Origin of the sequence: Arthrobacter sp. YAF17, assembly GCF_052113365.1 — a bacterium.
In the GTDB taxonomy this organism is placed as follows: Bacteria; Actinomycetota; Actinomycetes; order Actinomycetales; family Micrococcaceae; genus Arthrobacter.
The window spans coordinates 82,367-100,155 of the sequence record NZ_JBFRDB010000016.1; the positions used below are offsets into that span (position 1 = coordinate 82,367).

17 protein-coding genes and 1 pseudogene are annotated in these 17,789 nt (G+C 70.4%); 7 read left to right on the forward strand and 11 right to left on the reverse strand.

Translation table 11 applies throughout. From position 1 onward, the window contains the following. Positions 1-94: 94 nt before the first annotated feature. A complete protein-coding gene (locus AB4Y67_RS14195) occupies positions 95-763 on the reverse strand; it encodes an ArsR/SmtB family transcription factor (protein ID WP_441406419.1) in 669 nt (222 codons plus the stop codon). Positions 764-952: 189 nt separating this feature from the next. On the opposite strand from AB4Y67_RS14195, the pseudogene AB4Y67_RS14200 reads away from it, so the two are divergent. Further along, a pseudogene (locus AB4Y67_RS14200) lies at positions 953-2,113 on the forward strand (MFS transporter); the annotation flags it as partial. A 66-nt stretch (positions 2,114-2,179) separates the two neighbouring features. Here the strand turns inward: AB4Y67_RS14200 and AB4Y67_RS14205 are convergent. Beyond that, on the reverse strand, positions 2,180-3,787 hold the full coding sequence (locus AB4Y67_RS14205) for a DUF7059 domain-containing protein (protein ID WP_441406420.1): 1,608 nt from the start codon (positions 3,785-3,787) through the stop codon (positions 2,180-2,182). 101 nt (positions 3,788-3,888) lie between these two features. Continuing rightward, the gene (locus AB4Y67_RS14210) at positions 3,889-4,659 is read right to left on the reverse strand and encodes a MerR family transcriptional regulator (RefSeq protein WP_441406421.1); all 771 of its coding nucleotides are present in this window, start codon (positions 4,657-4,659) and stop codon (positions 3,889-3,891) included. Between the two features lie 301 nt (positions 4,660-4,960). Between AB4Y67_RS14210 and srmL the strand changes: the two genes are divergently transcribed. The 4 genes from srmL to AB4Y67_RS14230 all read left to right on the forward strand — a co-directional run bounded on the left by srmL (position 4,961) and on the right by AB4Y67_RS14230 (position 7,896). Beyond that, positions 4,961-6,118, forward strand: coding sequence for a PheS-related mystery ligase SrmL (gene srmL / locus AB4Y67_RS14215; protein WP_441406422.1), 1,158 nt, complete (start codon positions 4,961-4,963; stop codon positions 6,116-6,118). A gap of 65 nt (positions 6,119-6,183) precedes the next feature. After that, positions 6,184-6,645, forward strand: coding sequence for a hypothetical protein (locus tag AB4Y67_RS14220; protein ID WP_441406423.1), 462 nt, complete (start codon positions 6,184-6,186; stop codon positions 6,643-6,645). A gap of 67 nt (positions 6,646-6,712) precedes the next feature. Beyond that, positions 6,713-7,291, forward strand: a complete 579-nt coding sequence (locus AB4Y67_RS14225) for a hypothetical protein (protein WP_441406424.1) — start codon at positions 6,713-6,715, stop codon at positions 7,289-7,291. A 71-nt stretch (positions 7,292-7,362) separates the two neighbouring features. After that, positions 7,363-7,896: a DUF6023 family protein gene (locus tag AB4Y67_RS14230; protein WP_441406425.1), complete on the forward strand. Its 534-nt coding sequence runs from the start codon at positions 7,363-7,365 to the stop codon at positions 7,894-7,896. Positions 7,897-7,986: 90 nt separating this feature from the next. On the opposite strand, the gene trhO is transcribed toward AB4Y67_RS14230, so the two are convergent. Beyond that, entirely contained in the window at positions 7,987-8,880 is an 894-nt protein-coding gene (trhO, locus tag AB4Y67_RS14235) for an oxygen-dependent tRNA uridine(34) hydroxylase TrhO (RefSeq protein WP_441406426.1), read from the reverse strand. A gap of 149 nt (positions 8,881-9,029) precedes the next feature. Here trhO and AB4Y67_RS14240 point away from each other — a divergent pair, with 149 nt between their 5' ends. Together AB4Y67_RS14240 and AB4Y67_RS14245 are read left to right on the forward strand one after the other, a co-directional pair. Then, entirely contained in the window at positions 9,030-9,722 is a 693-nt protein-coding gene (locus tag AB4Y67_RS14240; protein WP_441406427.1) for a GNAT family N-acetyltransferase, read from the forward strand. Between the two features lie 62 nt (positions 9,723-9,784). Continuing rightward, positions 9,785-12,172, forward strand: coding sequence for a DEAD/DEAH box helicase (locus AB4Y67_RS14245; protein WP_441406428.1), 2,388 nt, complete (start codon positions 9,785-9,787; stop codon positions 12,170-12,172). Positions 12,173-12,288: 116 nt separating this feature from the next. On the opposite strand, the gene AB4Y67_RS14250 is transcribed toward AB4Y67_RS14245, so the two are convergent. The 7 genes from AB4Y67_RS14250 to ssd form a co-directional block, all read right to left on the reverse strand. After that, positions 12,289-12,702 (reverse strand): Rv3654c family TadE-like protein, encoded by a 414-nt coding sequence (locus AB4Y67_RS14250; protein ID WP_441406429.1) that lies wholly within the window; start codon positions 12,700-12,702, stop codon positions 12,289-12,291. An 80-nt stretch (positions 12,703-12,782) separates the two neighbouring features. After that, positions 12,783-13,166, reverse strand: coding sequence for a TadE family type IV pilus minor pilin (locus AB4Y67_RS14255; protein ID WP_441406430.1), 384 nt, complete (start codon positions 13,164-13,166; stop codon positions 12,783-12,785). Positions 13,167-13,273: 107 nt separating this feature from the next. Further along, positions 13,274-13,609 carry a DUF4244 domain-containing protein gene (locus AB4Y67_RS14260; protein ID WP_441406431.1) on the reverse strand — a complete coding sequence of 112 codons (336 nt, stop codon included), beginning with the start codon at positions 13,607-13,609 and terminating at the stop codon, positions 13,274-13,276. A gap of 156 nt (positions 13,610-13,765) precedes the next feature. Then, positions 13,766-14,383, reverse strand: coding sequence for a type II secretion system F family protein (locus tag AB4Y67_RS14265; protein WP_441406432.1), 618 nt, complete (start codon positions 14,381-14,383; stop codon positions 13,766-13,768). After that, positions 14,380-15,207 (reverse strand): type II secretion system F family protein, encoded by an 828-nt coding sequence (locus AB4Y67_RS14270; protein ID WP_441406433.1) that lies wholly within the window; start codon positions 15,205-15,207, stop codon positions 14,380-14,382. The genes AB4Y67_RS14265 and AB4Y67_RS14270 overlap by 4 nt, the downstream gene beginning before the upstream one ends. Further along, positions 15,204-16,586 carry a TadA family conjugal transfer-associated ATPase gene (locus tag AB4Y67_RS14275; protein WP_441406434.1) on the reverse strand — a complete coding sequence of 461 codons (1,383 nt, stop codon included), beginning with the start codon at positions 16,584-16,586 and terminating at the stop codon, positions 15,204-15,206. The genes AB4Y67_RS14270 and AB4Y67_RS14275 overlap by 4 nt, the downstream gene beginning before the upstream one ends. Further along, positions 16,583-17,611, reverse strand: coding sequence for a septum site-determining protein Ssd (ssd, locus tag AB4Y67_RS14280; RefSeq protein ID WP_441406435.1), 1,029 nt, complete (start codon positions 17,609-17,611; stop codon positions 16,583-16,585). Before ssd ends, AB4Y67_RS14275 begins: the two co-directional genes overlap by 4 nt. Positions 17,612-17,789 lie beyond the last annotated feature (178 nt).

The window sequence follows — 17,789 nt, forward strand, 5'->3', positions numbered from 1 at the left end:
TGTAATCACGGGCCTCCGGACAAGGCTCCCGGACGTAATGTGCCCTGCGCCTCTCCCCCATCTGCCGGGCGCGGCCACCGCAGCCGGGACGGCCTCAGGCGGGGGTACCGGACGGGCCGGCCAGAGCCCTCCCGCGGTCATCCGGGATCATCGACCACATGGTCGCCATCCGCTCTGCACCTTCGGGGACGTGGTCCGGGTCCTCCAGCTCGTAGTCCCGGAGCAGGTCGAAGAGCCGGCTGTTCAGCTCGGCCCGCTGCGCCGGGGTCAGGTAGAGCAGGCTGCTGGCAAGCACCACGGAGGAGGGGCCGTCCCCGGCTTCGCCGCGCTGGCGCCGCTCGTCCCGGGTCTTGGCGTAGGCGTTGACGCGCCGGCGGTAGGCGTCCAGTTCCAGGTCCAGCACCGCGAACTCGGGGCTCGCGACACCTCCGCCCGATTTAATCGTGAAGTCGGTGCCGGCGGCTTTCCAGCGGCGTTCCCGGGCATCGCCGGCCGTGGCGGCCGGCACCACGATGCCCCACTTCTGCAGCGCGCGCAGGTGATAACTCATGGCGCTCGGCGTGAGGCCGGTCTGCGCGGCGAGTTCGGTGGCGGTCCGGCTCACCTGGGTTGAATACAGTTCGGAGATGACTTCCAGCCGGGCAGCATGGGCCAACGCCCGGATCGCCTTCGGGTCGGTGATCTCCACGTTCTTTTCCGGGCGCTGCCGGCGCTTGGTGGCCGGAGGGACCGGCGCCTCCGCCATTGGGGTTTCTGCATTCACACCACCAGTCTACCGAGCACCGCCAAACTATGAAAGAAGTGCTTGACACTAAGTTCCGGCGGGGAGTACCTTGCGATTATGAAACATACACTTCATAATCTGCCCGGCGGTTCCGTAGCCCCGCAGCCCCTTTGGCGCAACCGCGACTTCGTTCTTGCCAGCAGTGCCCGCTTCATCGCCACGGCGGGCATGGGCGCCGTCATCATCAGCGTTATGCTGCACCTGCAGAACATCGCCGCCGCCGGCCAGACCGCCGTGGCCGGGCCTTGGCTCGTCGCGGCCTATCTGCTCTGTTCCGCGCTCCCGCTGGTGCTGCTGGCCCCCTGGGCCGGTCGGCTGGCCGACACGCGGGATTCCAGGACGCTCGCGACGGCGTCCTCCGTGGTCAGCGCCGCGGCGGTCGCCGGCATGGGGCTGGGGATGCAGTATCTGGACAACTACCTTCCGGTGCTGTTCGCCATGACGTTCCTCCTCGACACCGCCCAGGCGGTGGCCGGGCCGACCTGGCAGGCCCTGCTGCCCCGGATCGTGGGCGAGGAACGCACCCCGCGCGCTCTGGGCACCATGCAGGCAACCATCATGATCGCGGGCATGGTGGGGCCGGCCGCGGGCGGGCTCCTCAGCGGCTGGGGCGGATCCGGCCTCGTGTTTGCCGCCGCCTGCGCCTGCTACCTCGCGATGGCCCTGGGCGCCCTGCTGATCCGGACCCGCCGCGGGACCGCCGCCGAACGGGCCGGCAGGGACAAGCCCGCCCTGCTGGATGGCCTGCGCCTGATCCGCCGCGACGGCCTGGTCTGGGCCTTGGTCCTCGGCGCGCTGTTCTTCATCACCGTCGGCGAGGCGACCAACGTCCTTGAGGTGTTCCTTGCCCGCGACGAACTCGGCGCCTCCGAGACGCAGTACGGGCTGCTGGCCGCGTCATTCGGCCTCGGGATGGCTTCCGGCGCGGCACTTGCCAGCCGGATCAAGACCCCGCCGGCCCGCCTTCGCGCACTGCTGGCCTCGATGGCCCTGACCTCGGCCTTCCTGGGAATCATGGCCCTGGTGCCGAGCGTCGAACTGCTGTTCGTGGCCTACACGGCCATGGGGGCCGCCTGCGGGGTGCTGAACGCGTGCTTTGGGGCGATTGCCATCCTCCGGATCCCGGAAAGCGGACGCGGCCAGGCCATGGCGATCATCGGCGGCTTGACCCGGGCCGTCTCCATCGGGGCGCTCGCGCTGGGCGGGCTGCTTGGCGCCCTGCTCCCCATCCGGGTGAGCTTCCTGGTCACCGGAGTGGGCGGGGTCCTGGTGGCCCTCGCCGTGACCATATATGTCCTGCCGCGCTACGGCAGCGACGGAGCAGTTGTCCCCGCCGACGACGACGCCGACGATGCCGCGCCCGGCGCCGCGGTACGCCCGGCCGCTCCCGCCGGGTCAGGCGGGCAGCAGGAAGCCGTCGCGGACCAGGTTGCCCACCTCGGCGAGGAGGCCGGCGTGGAAGGCCTCCCCGTCCCAGCCCTCTCCCCCGCCCAGCAGCGCCTCGAGGGCGCCGATGATCTGCCCGGCGGACAGGTCGCCGTCGCACGCTGAGACGAAGCCCGCCAGTTCGGTGCTCAGCAGGTTGGTGCGGCGCAGGCCGGCTCCCTGGCGCAGCAGGATGACGCCGGGGTGCTCGGCTCCGGGGCGCTGGTGCCGCTCCTCGGTCACGTCCCCGGCCACGAGCAGGTGCGCGGCCGCCAGATCGTGGGCGGCCAGCCAGTCGGCGCGCTCCACGGCGGCGCCGAGATGCGGGCCGACGGGCTGCTCGATCGGATAGGTGATTTCCTCGAAGCGCTTCAGCACCGGGGCGCCCGCTGCGGGCCGCCGCAGCCAGATCATCCCGAAGCCGATGGTCTCGACACTGCGTGAGGCGAAATCGTCCAGGTACGCGGCGTACGAGTCCTGGTAGAGCCGCCGGTCCCGCGCCTCGGAGGCGTCCTGCAGCCACGTCTCGGCGTACTGCTCCGGGCTGACCTGCTCACGCTGGATCAACCAGACATCCGCGTCCGGACTGGCCCAGGTTTGCGGCCGTTCCGCCCAGGCGGCGCCCGCCGGGATCTCCCAGTTGCCCAGAAGCTGGGCTGTTCCGCCTGGGGTGAGGACCGAGGGAAGGGCCCGGACCAGCGAGGCGACGATATCATCGCCCGGCAAGCCGCCGTCGCGGTAGGTGAACTGGTTCGCGGCGGCCTCGCCCACGCTGCGCGGCGTGATCACGAAGGGCGGGTTGGAGACCACCAGCTCGAACTCCTCGCCCGCCACCGGATCGAGCAGGGAGCCCTGCCGCAGGCTGACCCGGGCTTCCAGATCGGCGGGGTCCAGGTGCAGCTGGCCGGCATTGAGCAGCAGGTTGAAGCGGGTGAACGCGAGGGCGCGGTCCGAGATGTCGGTGGCGGTGACGTGCTCGGCGTGATGCAGGAGGTGGAACGTCTGGATGCCGCAGCCGGTGCCGAGGTCCAGGGCACGGGCCACATGCCGGCGGGCGGTGACCTGCACCAGGGTGGTGGAGGCCTGCCCGATCCCGAGCACGTGGTCGTGGCGCAGCACGCCCGGGCGCTGGTGGGCCGCCAGGTCACTGGCCACCCAGAGCTCGGCCCCGCCGCTCCCGTCGGCGTTCTCCCCCTCGGTGCCGTCCCCCTCGGCGCCGTCCCCCTGGGTGCCGTCCCCCTCGGCGCCGTCCCCCTCGGYGCCGTCCCCCGGGGCCTCCTCCCAGCCGTACGGCCGAAGGTCCACCTTCGCCTGGACCCGGCCCTCCGCCGCCGGCTCCACGAGGCCCAGTTCCAGCAGGCCCTCCGTGCGGACGCCGGGCAGTGCGGCGTCGAGTGTTGCGGCCGGCTGCGGTTCGGCCAGCAGCCAGAAACGGACGACGGCGGCGAGCGCCGCCGTCGTCTCCAGCCGATGCCGCGCAGGTCCGTGGCCAGGGAGCCGAGCAGGCCKGGGAGGTCGCTGCGGGGCGCGTCGGGGGTGTTGCCGGCCGTGAAATGCGTTGAGGGAGTCACCGGACAAGTTTAGTCCCGGCGCAGGCCGGCCCCCGGCGGCCGGGGGGTCGGGCTCCGGCCCTACAGATGCTTCGCGGCGTAGATCCGCAGCGGGCTCGAGCTCCGGCCCTAGAGATGCTTCGCGGCATAGACCCGCAGGGCGTCCCGGACGAAGGCTGCCCCGGCTTCGCCGCCGTAGTTTGCGGCGAAGCGCGGATCGGCAACGTACATCTCGCCGAGCCCCGTGACATAGCCCTTCACGTCGCCGCCGCTCCCCGTCGCGGAGGCAGACGCCGGCGTGCCGGGAATTCCGGTCAGCCATTCAACATGCCGCCGGGCCAGCTCCTGGGCCTCGGCACTGTCCGCCGCGATTCCCGACTCGGCGGCCGCGGTCCAGTCGCTGCCCAGCTGCCGGGAACGCAGTTTCCAGGCTTCCTTCCCGGCGGGGTCCATCCCCCGCCACCAGGCGTCGCTGTCCGCGTACGCTTCCTTGCCCCAGCGTTGTTCCACCTCGTCCCTGTACTGGGTGTGGTCGAAGCCGTCGAACATTTTCTCCGCCATGATCTCTCCTCCAACTTTCAGTGCTTCAATCGTCTGCCGGACCGACGCAATTTGCCGCGCCAGCCGGTCCTGTTCCTGCCGCAGCCAGTCCAGGTGGCGGCCCAGTGCCTGTTCGGCGTCGGGCTCGTGAGCGAGGACCTCCGCGATGGCCGGCAGCCCGAGCCCGAGGTCCCGCAGGAGCAGGATGCGCTGCAGCCGCACCAGCGAAGCCTGGTCGTAGAACCGGTAGCCGTTGGCTCCGGTCCGGCTCGGTTTGAGCAGCCCAACGTCGTCATAGTGGCGCAGTGTCCGGCTCGTGGTGCCGGCGCTTCGGGCGATCTGTTGCACGGACCACTCCACTTGGCACCCTCCTTCCGCTCCGCGCCAGCCGCTTCCGGGCCGGTCATCTGATGCTAGATGTTGACGCTACGTCAAGGTCAAGACCCGTGGTCAAGGCCCGTGCGGGGCGGTCGGTCCGGACCCCTACGGCCTGCAGTAGCATGGGCGGTATGCATACGCAGCAGCGATTTATCAGCCCTCGGCCGCTTTCCGGCCGCACGGGCTTCTTGTCGCGCGCATAACTGCAGCCGCCGGGGTCCGTCCGGTGCAGCGGCTGAGGGTGAAGCTTCCCCCTTCCCGCACACAAGACCAAGGACCCCTCATGAAGAATTATCTGACCCCCGCCGAGCTTCAATCCGCGCTGGCGCTCCGCGATTTGTCCGATCCCGCCCAAGGCCCCCACGCGATGTCACTGCTGCTGGCAGACGTCACAGTGGCGCTGGAACGCCTCTGGGGCATCGGGGCGGAAACACACCGGATCAGCCCCCTTGTCGCAACCGCCGATAACTACGACCGCCTGGGCTACTCCCCCGACGACGTCACCCGCGATTCGCGCTACTCCCGCCATGTCAGCCCCACGGTGATGCTGCGGAGCCACACCTCGGCGGGCGTTCCGGCGCTGCTGGACGCGCTGCGCCAGGACATGGGCCGCTACGACCGGCTGCACGCACTGCCCGGCCTGGTGTACCGGCGGGACTCGATCGACCGCACGCATGTCGGAGCCCCGCACCAGGTGGATTTGTGGCGAGTTAAGGCGCGCGGCCTGTTGGGCCCGGCCGCGCTGCACGAGATGATGGGCGCCGTCGTGGAGGCGGTCCTTCCCGCTGCGCTGCACCCGGACCTGGAATGGCGCGCAACCCCGGCAACCCACAGCTACACGGACACGGGCAGGCAGCTCGACGTGCTCGTCACCCAGCCGGACGGCACGCGGGAATGGCTGGAACTGGCTGAATGCGGCCTCGTCGCCGCGCAGGTTCTCCGCGGCTCCGGGCTGGATCCGCGCCGCTGGGCCGGCCTCGCCATGGGACTGGGGCTGGACCGCGCCTTGATGCTGCGCAAGGGCATCCGGGACATCCGGCTGCTTCGCTCGGAGAATCCCGATGTCCAGGCCCAGCTGCTGGATCTGAGCCCCTACCGGCCGGTGTCGGTGCTGCCGGAAGTCAGGCGTGACCTGTCCCTGGTGCTCGGCTCCGCGGCGGAGGCCGACGTCGAGCTGCTGGGAGACCGTGCGCGGACGGCCCTCGGGGCGGAGGCCGAGGTGCTGGCCGCACTGGAGATTCGGGCCGTCACCCCGGCGTCGGAGCTACCGCCCGCCGCCGTCGAGCGGCTCCGGCTCGCTCCGGAGCAGGTGAACGTGCTGCTGCGGATGGTGCTGCAGCCGCTCGACCGGACGCTGACCGATGAGGAGGCCAACCTCATCCGGGATCGCGTATACCTTGCCCTGCACCGGGGCCGCGTGATGGAGCTCATCAGCGGGTAGGGCGCGGGGCGCGGTCCGGGGCGGGCGCGGTCCGGGGGCGCCAGCAACAGCGGTAAGTTTGAGGAATGTTCTTCCGCAACACCAGCCCCCTCCGCGCCCGTGCCGTCCGGCAGCGCGCACTTGGCGCTGCGGCGGGCGCCGCCGTCGTCCTGGCCGCCGCCGCGTGCTCCCCTGCCGTTTCAATCGAGTCAGCCGATGTGCCGGCGTGGAAGGCGACCGCGCTTCCGCCGTCCAGCGGCATAGTGGTCGAAGAGGCGGGAAAGATCCTCAACCGGGACCCGATCGTCAAGACGGCAACAGGGATCCGGCCCGGCACCTACGTCCTGACCATCACCTGCGACGGCGGCGGCAAGGCTTTCTTCGACGTCTCCCTTGACGGCACCCGGTTGAGCGAGGCCGGAGCGGCCTGCAACGGAAGCCGCGAGACGGCACGCATCAAGGTTCCGGCGGCCGGGACGCTCCAGATCAGCACCTCGAGTGTTGATGCCCCCCTCATCTACGCCTACCAGTTGGTGCCCGCGGCTTAGCAGCCGGGCCCGCCCCGGACACGCCTCTGTGACTTGCGCCCCCGGCCCCGGCCGTTAGGCTCGGTGCATGTCTGCTACTGGGGGTATGCACCTGACGCGCCGGTCGCGCCAAGCAGCCGTGGTGCTGGCGGTGGCCGCCGTCGCCGCGGGGCTGGCCGGGTGTGAATACGCGGACGACGGCGAACCGCCGGCTGCCGCTTCCAGCGCTCCCAGCCGGTCATATCCGGCGAGGGCGCTGCCGACCCGGGATCCGGCAGTCGTTGCCGCCGAATCCCGCAACCTGTTGGAACTCGGGGCCGTCCTCGACGGCTCATCGGCGGACTACCTGTTCGGCGGATCGAGCGGGATCGGCACCAACAGCGGGGGGTTCTCGACGTCAGGCCCCGTTCGACAGGCCGGCCAGTACAAGGTCACGGCGGCCTGCGTGGGCGTACCGGACGCGCATTTGTCCGTCACCCAGGGGGCCCGGGAGGGCGGCACCCTCCTGGAGCTCAACCTCGACTGCGGCAGCGCGGCGGAAGCGCTGGTGGACCTGGTACCCGGGTCCGTCTCGGCGCACCTCATACACTACGGCCGAGGCGCTCCGGTGCCCGCAACCGGGGCCGTCGCGGGGATCCGGATCGGCTTCAACGGCCCCGGGCAGTAGGCGCCGGACCCGAACTGCCGGAGGGCCCTTGGACTCTGGTGCCCGGCCCCGTGGAGGGCTAACGTCAGGCTATGCCCACAGTTCCGGCGTCGGGCGTGCCCCGGACCCGCACGGCATCCGCCGTGAGGATCCTCTTTGTGCTGCTGCTGGCGCTGTCCGGCTGTGCCTACGAATATGACGACGGGTCAGCCAGCGGGACGGCGCCCGCCTCCGCCCCCGCTTTCACCGATCCGGCGCTGCCGCGGGATCCCACCGTGAACCAGCCCGTCTCCGGCGCAGAGCTGGACGCGTGGGTGGCGCAGGTGCTGCCCGAATCCGAGGGGCAGGTTTTGCACACCAACTACGGCATCTTGGAAGCCGAAGAGGAGCGGGAGGAGACCACGGCGAGCCTGCCCGAGGGCAGCTACGCCCTGACCTTGGCCTGCCGGAGTCCGCGCCGGGTTTCGTTCAGCGTCAGTCTTGACGACACGGAACTGGTGGACCTGAACCTGCGTTGCGGAAATTCGCGGGTCAACGTCGTCTATTTGCCCGCGGACGTTATCCTCCACATCAAGGTGGAAGCAAAGAGCGGGGCCAACTTCGCCTACCGCGTGAGCCGGATCTGAGGTTTTACGGCGCAACCAGCGGTCCCGGCAGCGGCCGGGACGCAGGTTTCCAACCGCGGGATCTGGGCCGCGGGGTCTAGGCCGCGGGATCTAGGCCGCGCAGCCGTCCGGGCAGCGGAGCGTCTCCGGGCTGGCGGCGCAGTCCGGGCAGTACAGAGTAAGCGTGCGGCAGGACGCGTTGGAGCAGTTCTCAAACTTGCTGGTGGGCGCCGAACAGCGGACGCATTCGCCGATGGTCTTCGCGTCCTCGCTGAATTCCACGTGCATGCGCTTGTCGAACACGTAGAGGGACCCCTCCCAGAGGCCCTGGTCTTTGAAGGTTTCGCCGTAGCGGACAATCCCGCCGTCGAGCTGGTAGACCTCCTTGAAACCGCGGTTCACCATGAGGCTGGACAGCACCTCGCAGCGGATGCCGCCGGTGCAGTAGGTGACCACCGGCTTGTCCTTGAGCGCGTCGTATTTGCCCGAGTCGAGTTCCCTGATGAAGTCGTGGGTGGTGGCCACGTCCGGGACGATCGCGTCCTTGAATTTGCCGATCTGGGCTTCGAAGCCGTTGCGGCCGTCAAAGAAGACAACCTCCTCACCGGACTCCTTCCGCGCTTCCACGAGCTGGTGCAGTTCCGCGGGCTGTAGGTGCGTCCCGCCGCCGACGACGCCGCTGGCATCGACCTTGAGCTCTCCCGGGGCCCCGAAGGACACAATCTCGTCGCGGACCTTGACGCTCARCCGGGGGAAGTCCGCGGCCCCGCCGTCGGACCATTTCACGTCGATGCCGTGGAAGCCCTTGTACTCCCGCGTCGTCTTCACGTACTGCTTGACCGCGTTCAATTCGCCGCCGACCGTCGCGTTGATGCCGTCCTTGGAGATGATGATGCGGCCGGTCAGGCCGAGTTTCTCGCAGAGGGCGCGCTGCCAGAGCCGGATGGCATCCGGATCCGCGAGAGGGGTAAAGCCGTAAAAGAGCACAATTCTGTTCAGAGCCACGTTTTAAGGGTACTGGGTGGACCAAAGCAGGGCTGCCGGCCCCGGCAGCGCCCGTTCCGGCGGAGCGGTCCGGTCACAATTGCGTAAGCAGTGACTGTTCCCTGACCCGGCCCCTGTTGCTTGTGGCGGGGCTGGAATACGCTCATCTCATGAGTCTTGAGGCCATGGTTGAAGACACTACCCATCTGCTGGAAATCTGGGTCACCGGCTGGGCCGGCTGCCGGGGATATGAGACACGCAGGGAGGGCCGGTTCCCTGCGGCCTTCCGGGCGGACACCACTCATGAATGGGAATATTTCGCCCACAACCCCTCCGATGCTGAGTTCGCCGCGCTGGCCGCCACCACCGCTGAAGTACCTGCCCGTATCCTCACGATCCTCACGAACGACGTCGCGCGGTACACCTTCCTCGCCCAGCAGCACGGGCTCAATGTCACCTCGGCCTCGCAAACCATGATGATCGTGGACATGGAGACCCAGGACGCCGAGGATCCCTGGCTTCCGGATGATGATCTCCGGTGGGTGCCGTCGCGGACTGACGGCGTCCACCATGCCACGGTCTACGCCGGGGACGAGGTGGCAGCAAGCGGGCAGGTGTTTGTGGTGGACCACACCGCGATCTTCGACAAGATCGTCACAGAGCCGGGATACAAACGCCGGGGCCTGGGCAGCTTCATCATGCGGGCACTCGCCGCCCAGGCTTTCGAGCACGACGTCGAAACCGGGCTGCTGCTCGCTTCCCTGGACGGGCAGAAGCTGTATTCGCACCTGGGCTGGACCGCGGTCTGCCATGTGCTGATGCTCTCCGCCTCGGACGAGGGCGCGGACCTGTCCGTGGGCTGAGGCTCCGGGCCCTGCGGCCTCTTCCACCCGGACGATTTGAGGCCGGGTGAAAGAATGTACGAGTGAACCCACATGAGTCCCTGATTCCGTTGCTGGGCCGCGGCCCGGACCCGGAGCAGCTCCGTCATGTGCGCACCATCCCCGCCCGCCAGGCCGTGCACGCACCGTGGCCCGAGTGGGCGCACGCCGACCTCGTGAACGCCTACGGTTCGCTCGGCATCCACGAGCCCTACCGCCACCAGATCCAGGCCGCCGAACTCGCCCACGCCGGCGAACACGTGGTGATCGCCACCGGCACCGCCTCCGGAAAATCGCTGGCATACCAGCTGCCGGCGCTGGACGCGGTCCATCGGTCCGAGCTGCGCGTCCTCGCCGATCCGGGCAAGATCCACGACGACGGCGCCGTCACGCTATACCTGTCCCCCACGAAGGCCCTGGCGGCGGACCAGCTGGCCGCCATCCGGGCGCTGCAGCTCCCCACCGTCCGGGCCGAGACCTACGACGGCGACACCGACCCCGCGTCCCGCCGGTGGATCCGGGACCACGCGAACTTCATCCTGGCCAACCCGGACATGCTGCACTTCGGGATCCTGCCCAACCACGCCTGGTGGGCCCGGTTCTTCCGCCGGCTGCGCTACGTGATCGTGGACGAGGCCCACAGCTACCGCGGCGTCTTCGGATCCCATGTGGCCAACCTGATGCGCAGGCTGCGGCGCATCTGCGCCTACTACAGCCCGGACGGGTCCGGGCCGGTATTCATCGCAGCTTCTGCCACGGCGTCCGAGCCGGGGACCTCCTTCGGCCGGCTCATCGGCGCTCCGGTGAATGCCGTGTCCGAGGACTCCTCGCCGCACGGCGCCACCACGGTCGCGTTCTGGGAGCCAGCCCTGACCGAGCTCCGGGGCGAGAACGGCGCCAAGGAACGGCGCACGGCCGTGGCTGAAACCGCGGACCTTCTGGCCAATCTGGTGTCCTCGCGGGTGCGGACCATTGCCTTCATCAAATCCCGGCGCGGCGCCGAGACCATCTCCAGCATCACCAAGCGCCTCCTCGACGAGGTGGACCCCAGCCTGCCGCAGCGGGTGGCTGCCTACCGCTCCGGCTACCTGCCCGAGGAACGCCGGGCCCTGGAGAAATCGCTGCGCTCCGGCGAGCTGCTGGGCGTCTCCAGCACGTCAGCCTTGGAGCTCGGCATCGATATTTCCGGCCTCGACGCGGTGCTGGTAGCCGGCTGGCCGGGTACCCGCGCGTCGTTGTTCCAGCAGATCGGCCGGGCCGGCCGGGCCGGGCAGGATGCAATCGCCGCGTTCGTAGCAAGCGACGACCCGCTGGACACGTATCTGGTGAACCACCCCGAGGCGATCTTCGACGTCTCGGTGGAGGCCACTGTCTTTGATCCCTCCAACCCTTATGTGCTGGGCCCGCATCTGTGTGCCGCCGCCGCGGAACTGCCGCTGGGAAACGCCGAGCTGGAACTGTTCGGCGCCACGTCCGAAAAATTGCTGGACCAGCTGGTGGCCCAGGGCTACCTGCGCCGGCGCCCCGCCGGATGGTTCTGGACCCACCCGCAAAGCGCCGCGGGCATGGTGAACCTGAGGGCCGACGGCGGCGGGCCGGTGAGCATTGTGGATGCCGACACCGGGTCACTGCTCGGGACCATGGATTCCCCGCAGACGCACTACCAGGCCCACACCGGCGCCATCTACGTCCACCAGGGCGAGAGCTATGTGGTGGAAGACCTGAACGAGGACGATCACTGCGTGGTGGTGCGCCGCGCGAACCCGGACTACTACACCACAGCCCGCGACGTGACCCAGATCGAAGTGCTCGAGACGCTGCGCACCACCGAGTGGGGCGATGTGGCGGTGCATTTCGGTGATGTGAAAGTAACAACGCAGGTGGTTTCCTTCCAGCGCAAGGCCCTGATTTCGAACGAGATCCTCGGGGAGGAACCGCTTCAGCTTGGTGCCCGGGACCTGTTCACCAAGGCCGTGTGGTTCGTCGTGGACAACCGATCGCTGACCGGTGCGGGGCTGATCGAGGCGCAATTCCCCGGCGCACTGCACGCTGCGGAACACGCGGCGATCGGCCTTCTGCCCCTGGTTGCCTCCAGCGACCGCTGGGACATTGGCGGCGTGTCCACGGCCATCCACGCCGACACCGGGGTGCCGACCATCTTTGTCTATGACGGCCACCCCGGCGGGGCAGGCTTCGCCGAGCGCGGCTACGAAAAGGCCCGGGTCTGGCTCGCCGCCACCCGGGACGCGATCGAGGCCTGCGAGTGCGAGTCCGGCTGCCCGTCCTGTGTGCAGTCGCCCAAGTGCGGCAACAAGAACAACCCCCTCGACAAGGACGCCGCCGTGACCCTCATCGACGTGCTGCTCAAGGACGCGACAGACCAGATGCAGGCCACGTTGCCGGACCACGCCGGGACACCGCTGCAGGCCTAACCGCAGCAGCGGACGCAGCGGTGACGTGGCTATGGCTACTGCCGGTCCGGCCGTAGGCTTCACCAGGGGCCGGCCCGGATCTTTGGCACCGGCCGACGGCGGCGGCAGGCACGGGCTCAGGGCGGCGGCCCGGCCCTGGCCAGACCGGTGGCCCCGCCCCAGGGCGGATGGGTATCGAGCTCGGTGCGGACCTGCACTGTGCTCCCGGGTCCTTCCAGACAGCTCAGGACCCTGGCCCCATTCCGGCGCGCCACGTCCGCGGCGACGGCGCATGGCTCTCCGGGTGTGATCCCCCGGGCAGCATCGGCGGCGGCCAGGGCCGCCAGGTCTGCGGCGGCCGCCGCCCGGAACGCCATCGCAGCCGACTGGGCCAGTAGCATGATCAGGACCGCCGCGGCGAGGACCAGCATCCCCAATCCCAGCGCCAGGACGGTTCCGGCGCCGCGTTCCGGGGATTCCTGGGGTTCCGGGTGCGCGCACTCCGGGGATTCCAAGTGCACCAAGAACTCGAAGGATTCCGTGTGTCCCAAGCACTCCAGGGCTTCCGGGTGCCCCGAACACTCCGGATGCCTGCCCGGATCGGGTATGCGCGGGTGCTGTTGCGGTTGCGTCATCCGGTGAGGCCCTGCATCTGGTGGCCCCCAGTCCAGGGAACCGTGGCCGCAGCTGAAGGGCCGGCCGATTCGCCCCGAACCCAGGCGCGGGCCGAGAGAGTCCAGGGAACGAGCGAACCGACGGCACCGGGAACCCTGTCCGAGACCGTCACGCTGAGCCACTCGCCGTCGGACGCCACTGCTGATGCCGCCGCGTTGCCCGCGAGCCGGCGGACGATCACGTCCACCGCTCCGGCATCGTCGCCCCGGGCCAGTGCGCGGGCGCCGGCCCGGGCTGCTTCCTCCAGGCGAAGCTGCGTGACTCCCGCCGCAGAGCCGGCCAGCAGGAGTGCCAGCAGGAGCAGGACGGCGGGCAGCGCGACCGCGAATTCGGCCGTCACAGCGCCGCGGCATGGTCCGGCGGCAGCGCCCGGCCGGCCGCGGGCGCTCGCGGCAGCGGGCGGAAGCGCCGCACCCCGCTTCATTCGCCCCGCCGGCCGGCCGGGGCTCATGGCAGGGCGAGCGCCGTGCGGATGAGGTTCAGCAGAAAGCCCCGGACCTCATCACTGCGCATGATGAAGACGAGAATGCCGGCAAATCCCACGGCGGCGAGCGTGGCGATGGCGTATTCCGCCGTCGCCATCCCTCCCTCGGAGCCAAACAGCTTTCGGGGCCTTCGCGCCCGGAACGGGCCCGCAGTACTGGCTCCCGGATAGATTTCGCGGACCTCAGCGTTGTCCGGTTCGGCGTGGACCACCCGGACAGTGCGGACGGGCTCAAAGTACTGGGCTGGCATGGGACTTTCCTTTCCTCGGATTCCGGCGGGACCGCCGGCACTCTCCACTGTTCCGGCCGGGTGGGCGGCCGGAAAGGGGCGTTTGCTGCCAAGTGGAAAAGTCCGGCCCAGGAAGCCTGTGGGGGAATGCTCCTGGCCAACGGGTACCGCTCCGTTGCAGGGTCACCTCGGCCGGATGGGTCCGGCAGGATCGACACGTCAGGATCAGCCCGGCAGCATCGCCAGCAGCACAGGAACCACGCCGAGGCAGACGAATGCCGGCAGCGAACACAGGCCGAGCGGCACCACAAGCTTCACGCCCAGGGCTGCGGCCTGTTTCTCCGCGGTCCGGAACCGTTCGCGGCGCAGGCGTGCCGCCTGGGCGTACAGGATCGCGGAGGACGGGGCTCCTGTGAGCGCGGCAAACCCCAGGGCATCACGCAGGGCAAGAAGTCCCGGCGACCGGATGCCGGAGCCGCGCCAGGCTGTGTCCCAGTCGGCGCCAATGGCGAGCGCCGCGACGACCGGCCGCAGCGAACCACGGACCTCGGGGGTTGCCAGCTCTGCAGTCAGCGCCAGGGCACGGCCGAGACCGGCTCCCGCGTCGAGCATCGCGCCGATCAGTTCCAGCATCATGGCCACATCACGGAGCCCGGTCCCGGGCGCGCCGGGTGCCGCGGATGGCCCGTCACCGCATCGCGTGCCGCTCAACATTACGGCGTCCGGAGCAGGCAGCGTCCGGCGCCTGAGCCGACGTCTGGCGATGCCGCCGCCGGAGCACGCAGCGAAGGCAGCGATCGCCAGGATCGCCATCACCGCACAGCCCGCGGCGACTGCCGTCACGGCTGCAGTCCCTCCGCCGCCCGGACGAGCCGTGCCGACCAGAACCGGCCCGCCGCTGTGAGTGCCAGGCCCGCCACGAGCGCCGCCACACCCCAGGGGTTTGCCAGCAGGACCTCGACAGGATCCACCCCGAGCAGCAAACCCAGGCCAAGACCGAGGAACGGCAGCCATGTCAGCAGCCGCACGGTTGCGCGGGGGCCGGCCAGCGCCGTCTGGCGGGCGCCCTCGGCGTCGTCCTCCGCCTCAAGCTGGGCGGCGAATCTTGTCAACACGTCCGCCAGCGGGCAGCCGGTGGCTTCGGCAACATCAAAGCATGCGGCGAGCTGAAACCAGACGCGTCGCTCGGACCCCCACAGACCCGCATCCCTGTCCTGGGTCGTTCCGGCTGTTCGGCCGGCGCCAGCCGCGCCGGCGGAGCGGATGGCGGCTCCCACGGGAGACCCGCGCATCGCGGCCGCACGGGCTGCCGCGAGCATCCGCACGGATCCCGGCGCAAGTGCCGCGGCCCGGCGGGGCAGTGGCTCCCCGGACAAGGCCGCGGCGGGACCGGCAACATGCAGGAGCCACAGCTCGTCCCACAGCCGCGCGGGGGCGCGGCCGCCCTTCAGCAGGGCCGCCAACTGCTGCACGAGCAAGTTCATCGAAACGGCCGGATCCTTCCGGCGCCGCCATCGGGACACCGGGCCGGGTCCTGCGGGCGGGCCGGCGGGAACCCCACGGCGTGCGCCGGTCAACGTCACGCGGATCCGGTGTGGCGGGGCACCCGCCCGCGAAAACGCCAGGAACACCGCGAGCGCAAGGACGCCCACGAGGGCGGCGGTCATGCCGTTCCCCCGCCCGGATCCTCCCGCGCCGCTTCTTCCGCCGGCTCTGCCGATTCCGCTTCCCGCAGCTGTGCTGATCCGGCGACGCCGGGTGTGTCCAGCCCGCCGGCAGACAGTCTGCCGGGGCCAGGTCCGTCGTGAGCAACACTGTCGGGGTCCAACCCCAGGCGGACCGCCAGCAGGGGCCAGGCCGGCCCAGCCCGGACGGCCCCGCCGCAGATGTCCAGCGCGGAACCGACCACCAGCCCGGCAGGGCCGTCTTCCAACACGCCGATGCCGGCCACGGCCCGCCCAAGGTCCAGCCGTTCCACGTGAACCACAGCGTCGAGGGCGCTGGCCGCCTGCAGGCGCACCGCGTCCTGTCCCATCCCGGCCAGCGCCCCCAGCGCGGCCAGCCGTGCGGGCACGTCGGCAGCGGTGTTGGCGTGAATGGTTCCGCCGCCTCCGCTGTGGCCGGTGTTCATGGCGGCCAGCAGTTCCCGTACTTCGGCACCGCGGCACTCCCCCACCACCAGCCGGTCCGGCCGCATCCTCAGGGACTGCCGCACGAGCTCGCCCAGGTCCACGACGCCGCCCCCTTCAAGGTTGCCGTGCCGCGCCTCCAGCGAGACAACGTGCGGGTGGACGGGATTCAGCTCCGCGGCGTCTTCGATCAGGACCAGCCGCTCGCCCGGCGGACAGAGGCCGAGGAGGGTGGCGAGCAGTGTGGTCTTCCCCGACCCGGTGGCGCCGCTGATCAGGAAGCTCAAGCGGTGCGCGACCATCCGTTCCAGCACGGCCTGAACCAGTGCCCCGAACATTCCGTCCCGCCGTAACTCGTCCATGGAGAAGACCCGTTCACGCCGGATCCTGATGCTCAGGAGTGTCCCCGCGGTGGAGATCGGCGGCAGGACGGCATGAACCCGGAAGCCGCCGTCGAGCCTGATATCGACGCAAGGGGAACCGTCGTCCAGCCGCCGGCCGCCGGCTGCCACCAGCCGCGCCGCCAGCGCACGGACCTGCGGCTCGCCGGAGAACGATACCGGCGCCCTTTCGAGCCCGTCCCCGCGGTCCAGCCAGACGGCACCCGGGCCATTCACGAAGATGTCTGTCACGGCGGGGTCCCGGACCAGCACCTGCAGCGGTCCCAGGCCATTCAATTCCGCGCTGATGCCCTCGACCGCGGCCAGCGCACCGGCCGTCCCCAGCAGGCGTCCACTCGCTTGGACAGCGGCTGCCACGCGCGACGGAGTCACCGGGCCCGCGTCGGACATCACGGATTCCCGGACCGACTCCAGCAGCCGCGCGTCAACGGAGGCGCGGGCCGGAGCCCGGTACCGCGGGATGCCCGGGCTGGACCCGGCGTCCGGGGGCCCCGACGCCGAATGGGCGGCGCTCATGGCGTGGGTCCTGCGCCGAAGTCGAGGACCATTCCGGTAAACCGCCGCACACTGCGCTGCCGTCCGGCGTCCAGCAGCCGCCCGGCCTCCGTGGCGGCTGCGGCCCGCCGGACGTCCGGCACGATCCCGGCCAGGGGCAGCCCGACAGACTCGGCTATCAGCCCTGCATCCAGTGAGGCCCCGGATTTGCCCCGCACCACGAGCACCGTGTCCACCGGAGGAAGGTCCTGCAGGAGCCGAGCCGTTGCCACGGCCGCCCGCAGCAGAGCGGGGGCAACAACGATCATCCGGTCGCAGTCCCACGCGAAAGTCCGCAGCGTTTCACGTCCCCGGCCGATATCCACGACCACCAGCTCGTAGCCGCGCCGGGCGGCGTCCAGCACTCCGGCCACGACGGCGTGGTCCACTCCGCTGTGGCGCTCCTTGTTCCCGGGCCAGGACAGGAACGGGAATCCCCCGGCAAGCGGCAGGGAATCGGCGAGCTGGCGGGGATCGATCGTGCCGTCGGCGTCGGCCAGGTCCGGCCAGCGAAGCCCGGCCGATTCTTCGGCGGCGAGCGCCAGTTCCAGTCCCCCGCCCCACGGGTCTCCGTCCACCAGCAGAACCCGCACGCCCTCCCGGGCGGCGGCACTGGCCAGCCAGACAGCGGCCGTGCTGGCCCCGGCGCCGCCGCAGCCGCCGACAATCCCGAGGACCAGCCCGCCCGGCTCGGGAGTCCGGGCGCGGCTGAGGAACTCCGCGAGCCAGGTAGCGGCCTCCGGCAACACTGCGACGCGTTCAGCTCCGACGGCAGCCGCCAGCTGCCACAGGCGGTCGCCGTCTCCATTGAGTCCAACGAGGACAGCCGGCGACCGTCCCCGCGGCGGCAACTCGTGGATATCGCTGCCGAGCAGCACCACCGCGGCCGTGTCCCAGACCTGCGCCGCCTCCCTGATGGTCCCGACCGTCCGCAGCTGGCCGCCGGACGCCGCCACGATCCGCTCCACCTCACCGCGCAGCAGCCCGTCCCCCGTCACCAGCAGCATCTCCGGCGACCCGTCCGGAATCCACGGCCCGGACTCTGGCCCGCCCCCGGCCCCGGGGCCTGGCAACGGGCCAGACCCGGGACTTGCTAGCTGGTGCCTGCTCATGCGGCAACTCTTCACGTCCCGCTGAGCCGCCATAACCCGTGCCGGCGGCTATGTGGACAAGCCCGTGAACGGG

Coding starts and splice junctions, on each gene's coding strand:
- srmL (WP_441406422.1), top strand. CDS start 4,961: ATGAAGAATTATCTGACCCCCGCCGAGCTTCAATCCGCGCTGGCGCTC.
- AB4Y67_RS14220 (WP_441406423.1), top strand. CDS start 6,184: ATGTTCTTCCGCAACACCAGCCCCCTCCGCGCCCGTGCCGTCCGGCAG.
- AB4Y67_RS14225 (WP_441406424.1), top strand. CDS start 6,713: ATGTCTGCTACTGGGGGTATGCACCTGACGCGCCGGTCGCGCCAAGCA.
- AB4Y67_RS14230 (WP_441406425.1), top strand. CDS start 7,363: ATGCCCACAGTTCCGGCGTCGGGCGTGCCCCGGACCCGCACGGCATCC.
- AB4Y67_RS14240 (WP_441406427.1), top strand. CDS start 9,030: ATGAGTCTTGAGGCCATGGTTGAAGACACTACCCATCTGCTGGAAATC.
- AB4Y67_RS14270 (WP_441406433.1), bottom strand. CDS start 15,207: ATGACCGCCGCCCTCGTGGGCGTCCTTGCGCTCGCGGTGTTCCTGGCG.
- AB4Y67_RS14275 (WP_441406434.1), bottom strand. CDS start 16,586: ATGAGCGCCGCCCATTCGGCGTCGGGGCCCCCGGACGCCGGGTCCAGC.
- ssd (WP_441406435.1), bottom strand. CDS start 17,611: ATGCTGCTGGTGACGGGGGACGGGCTGCTGCGCGGTGAGGTGGAGCGG.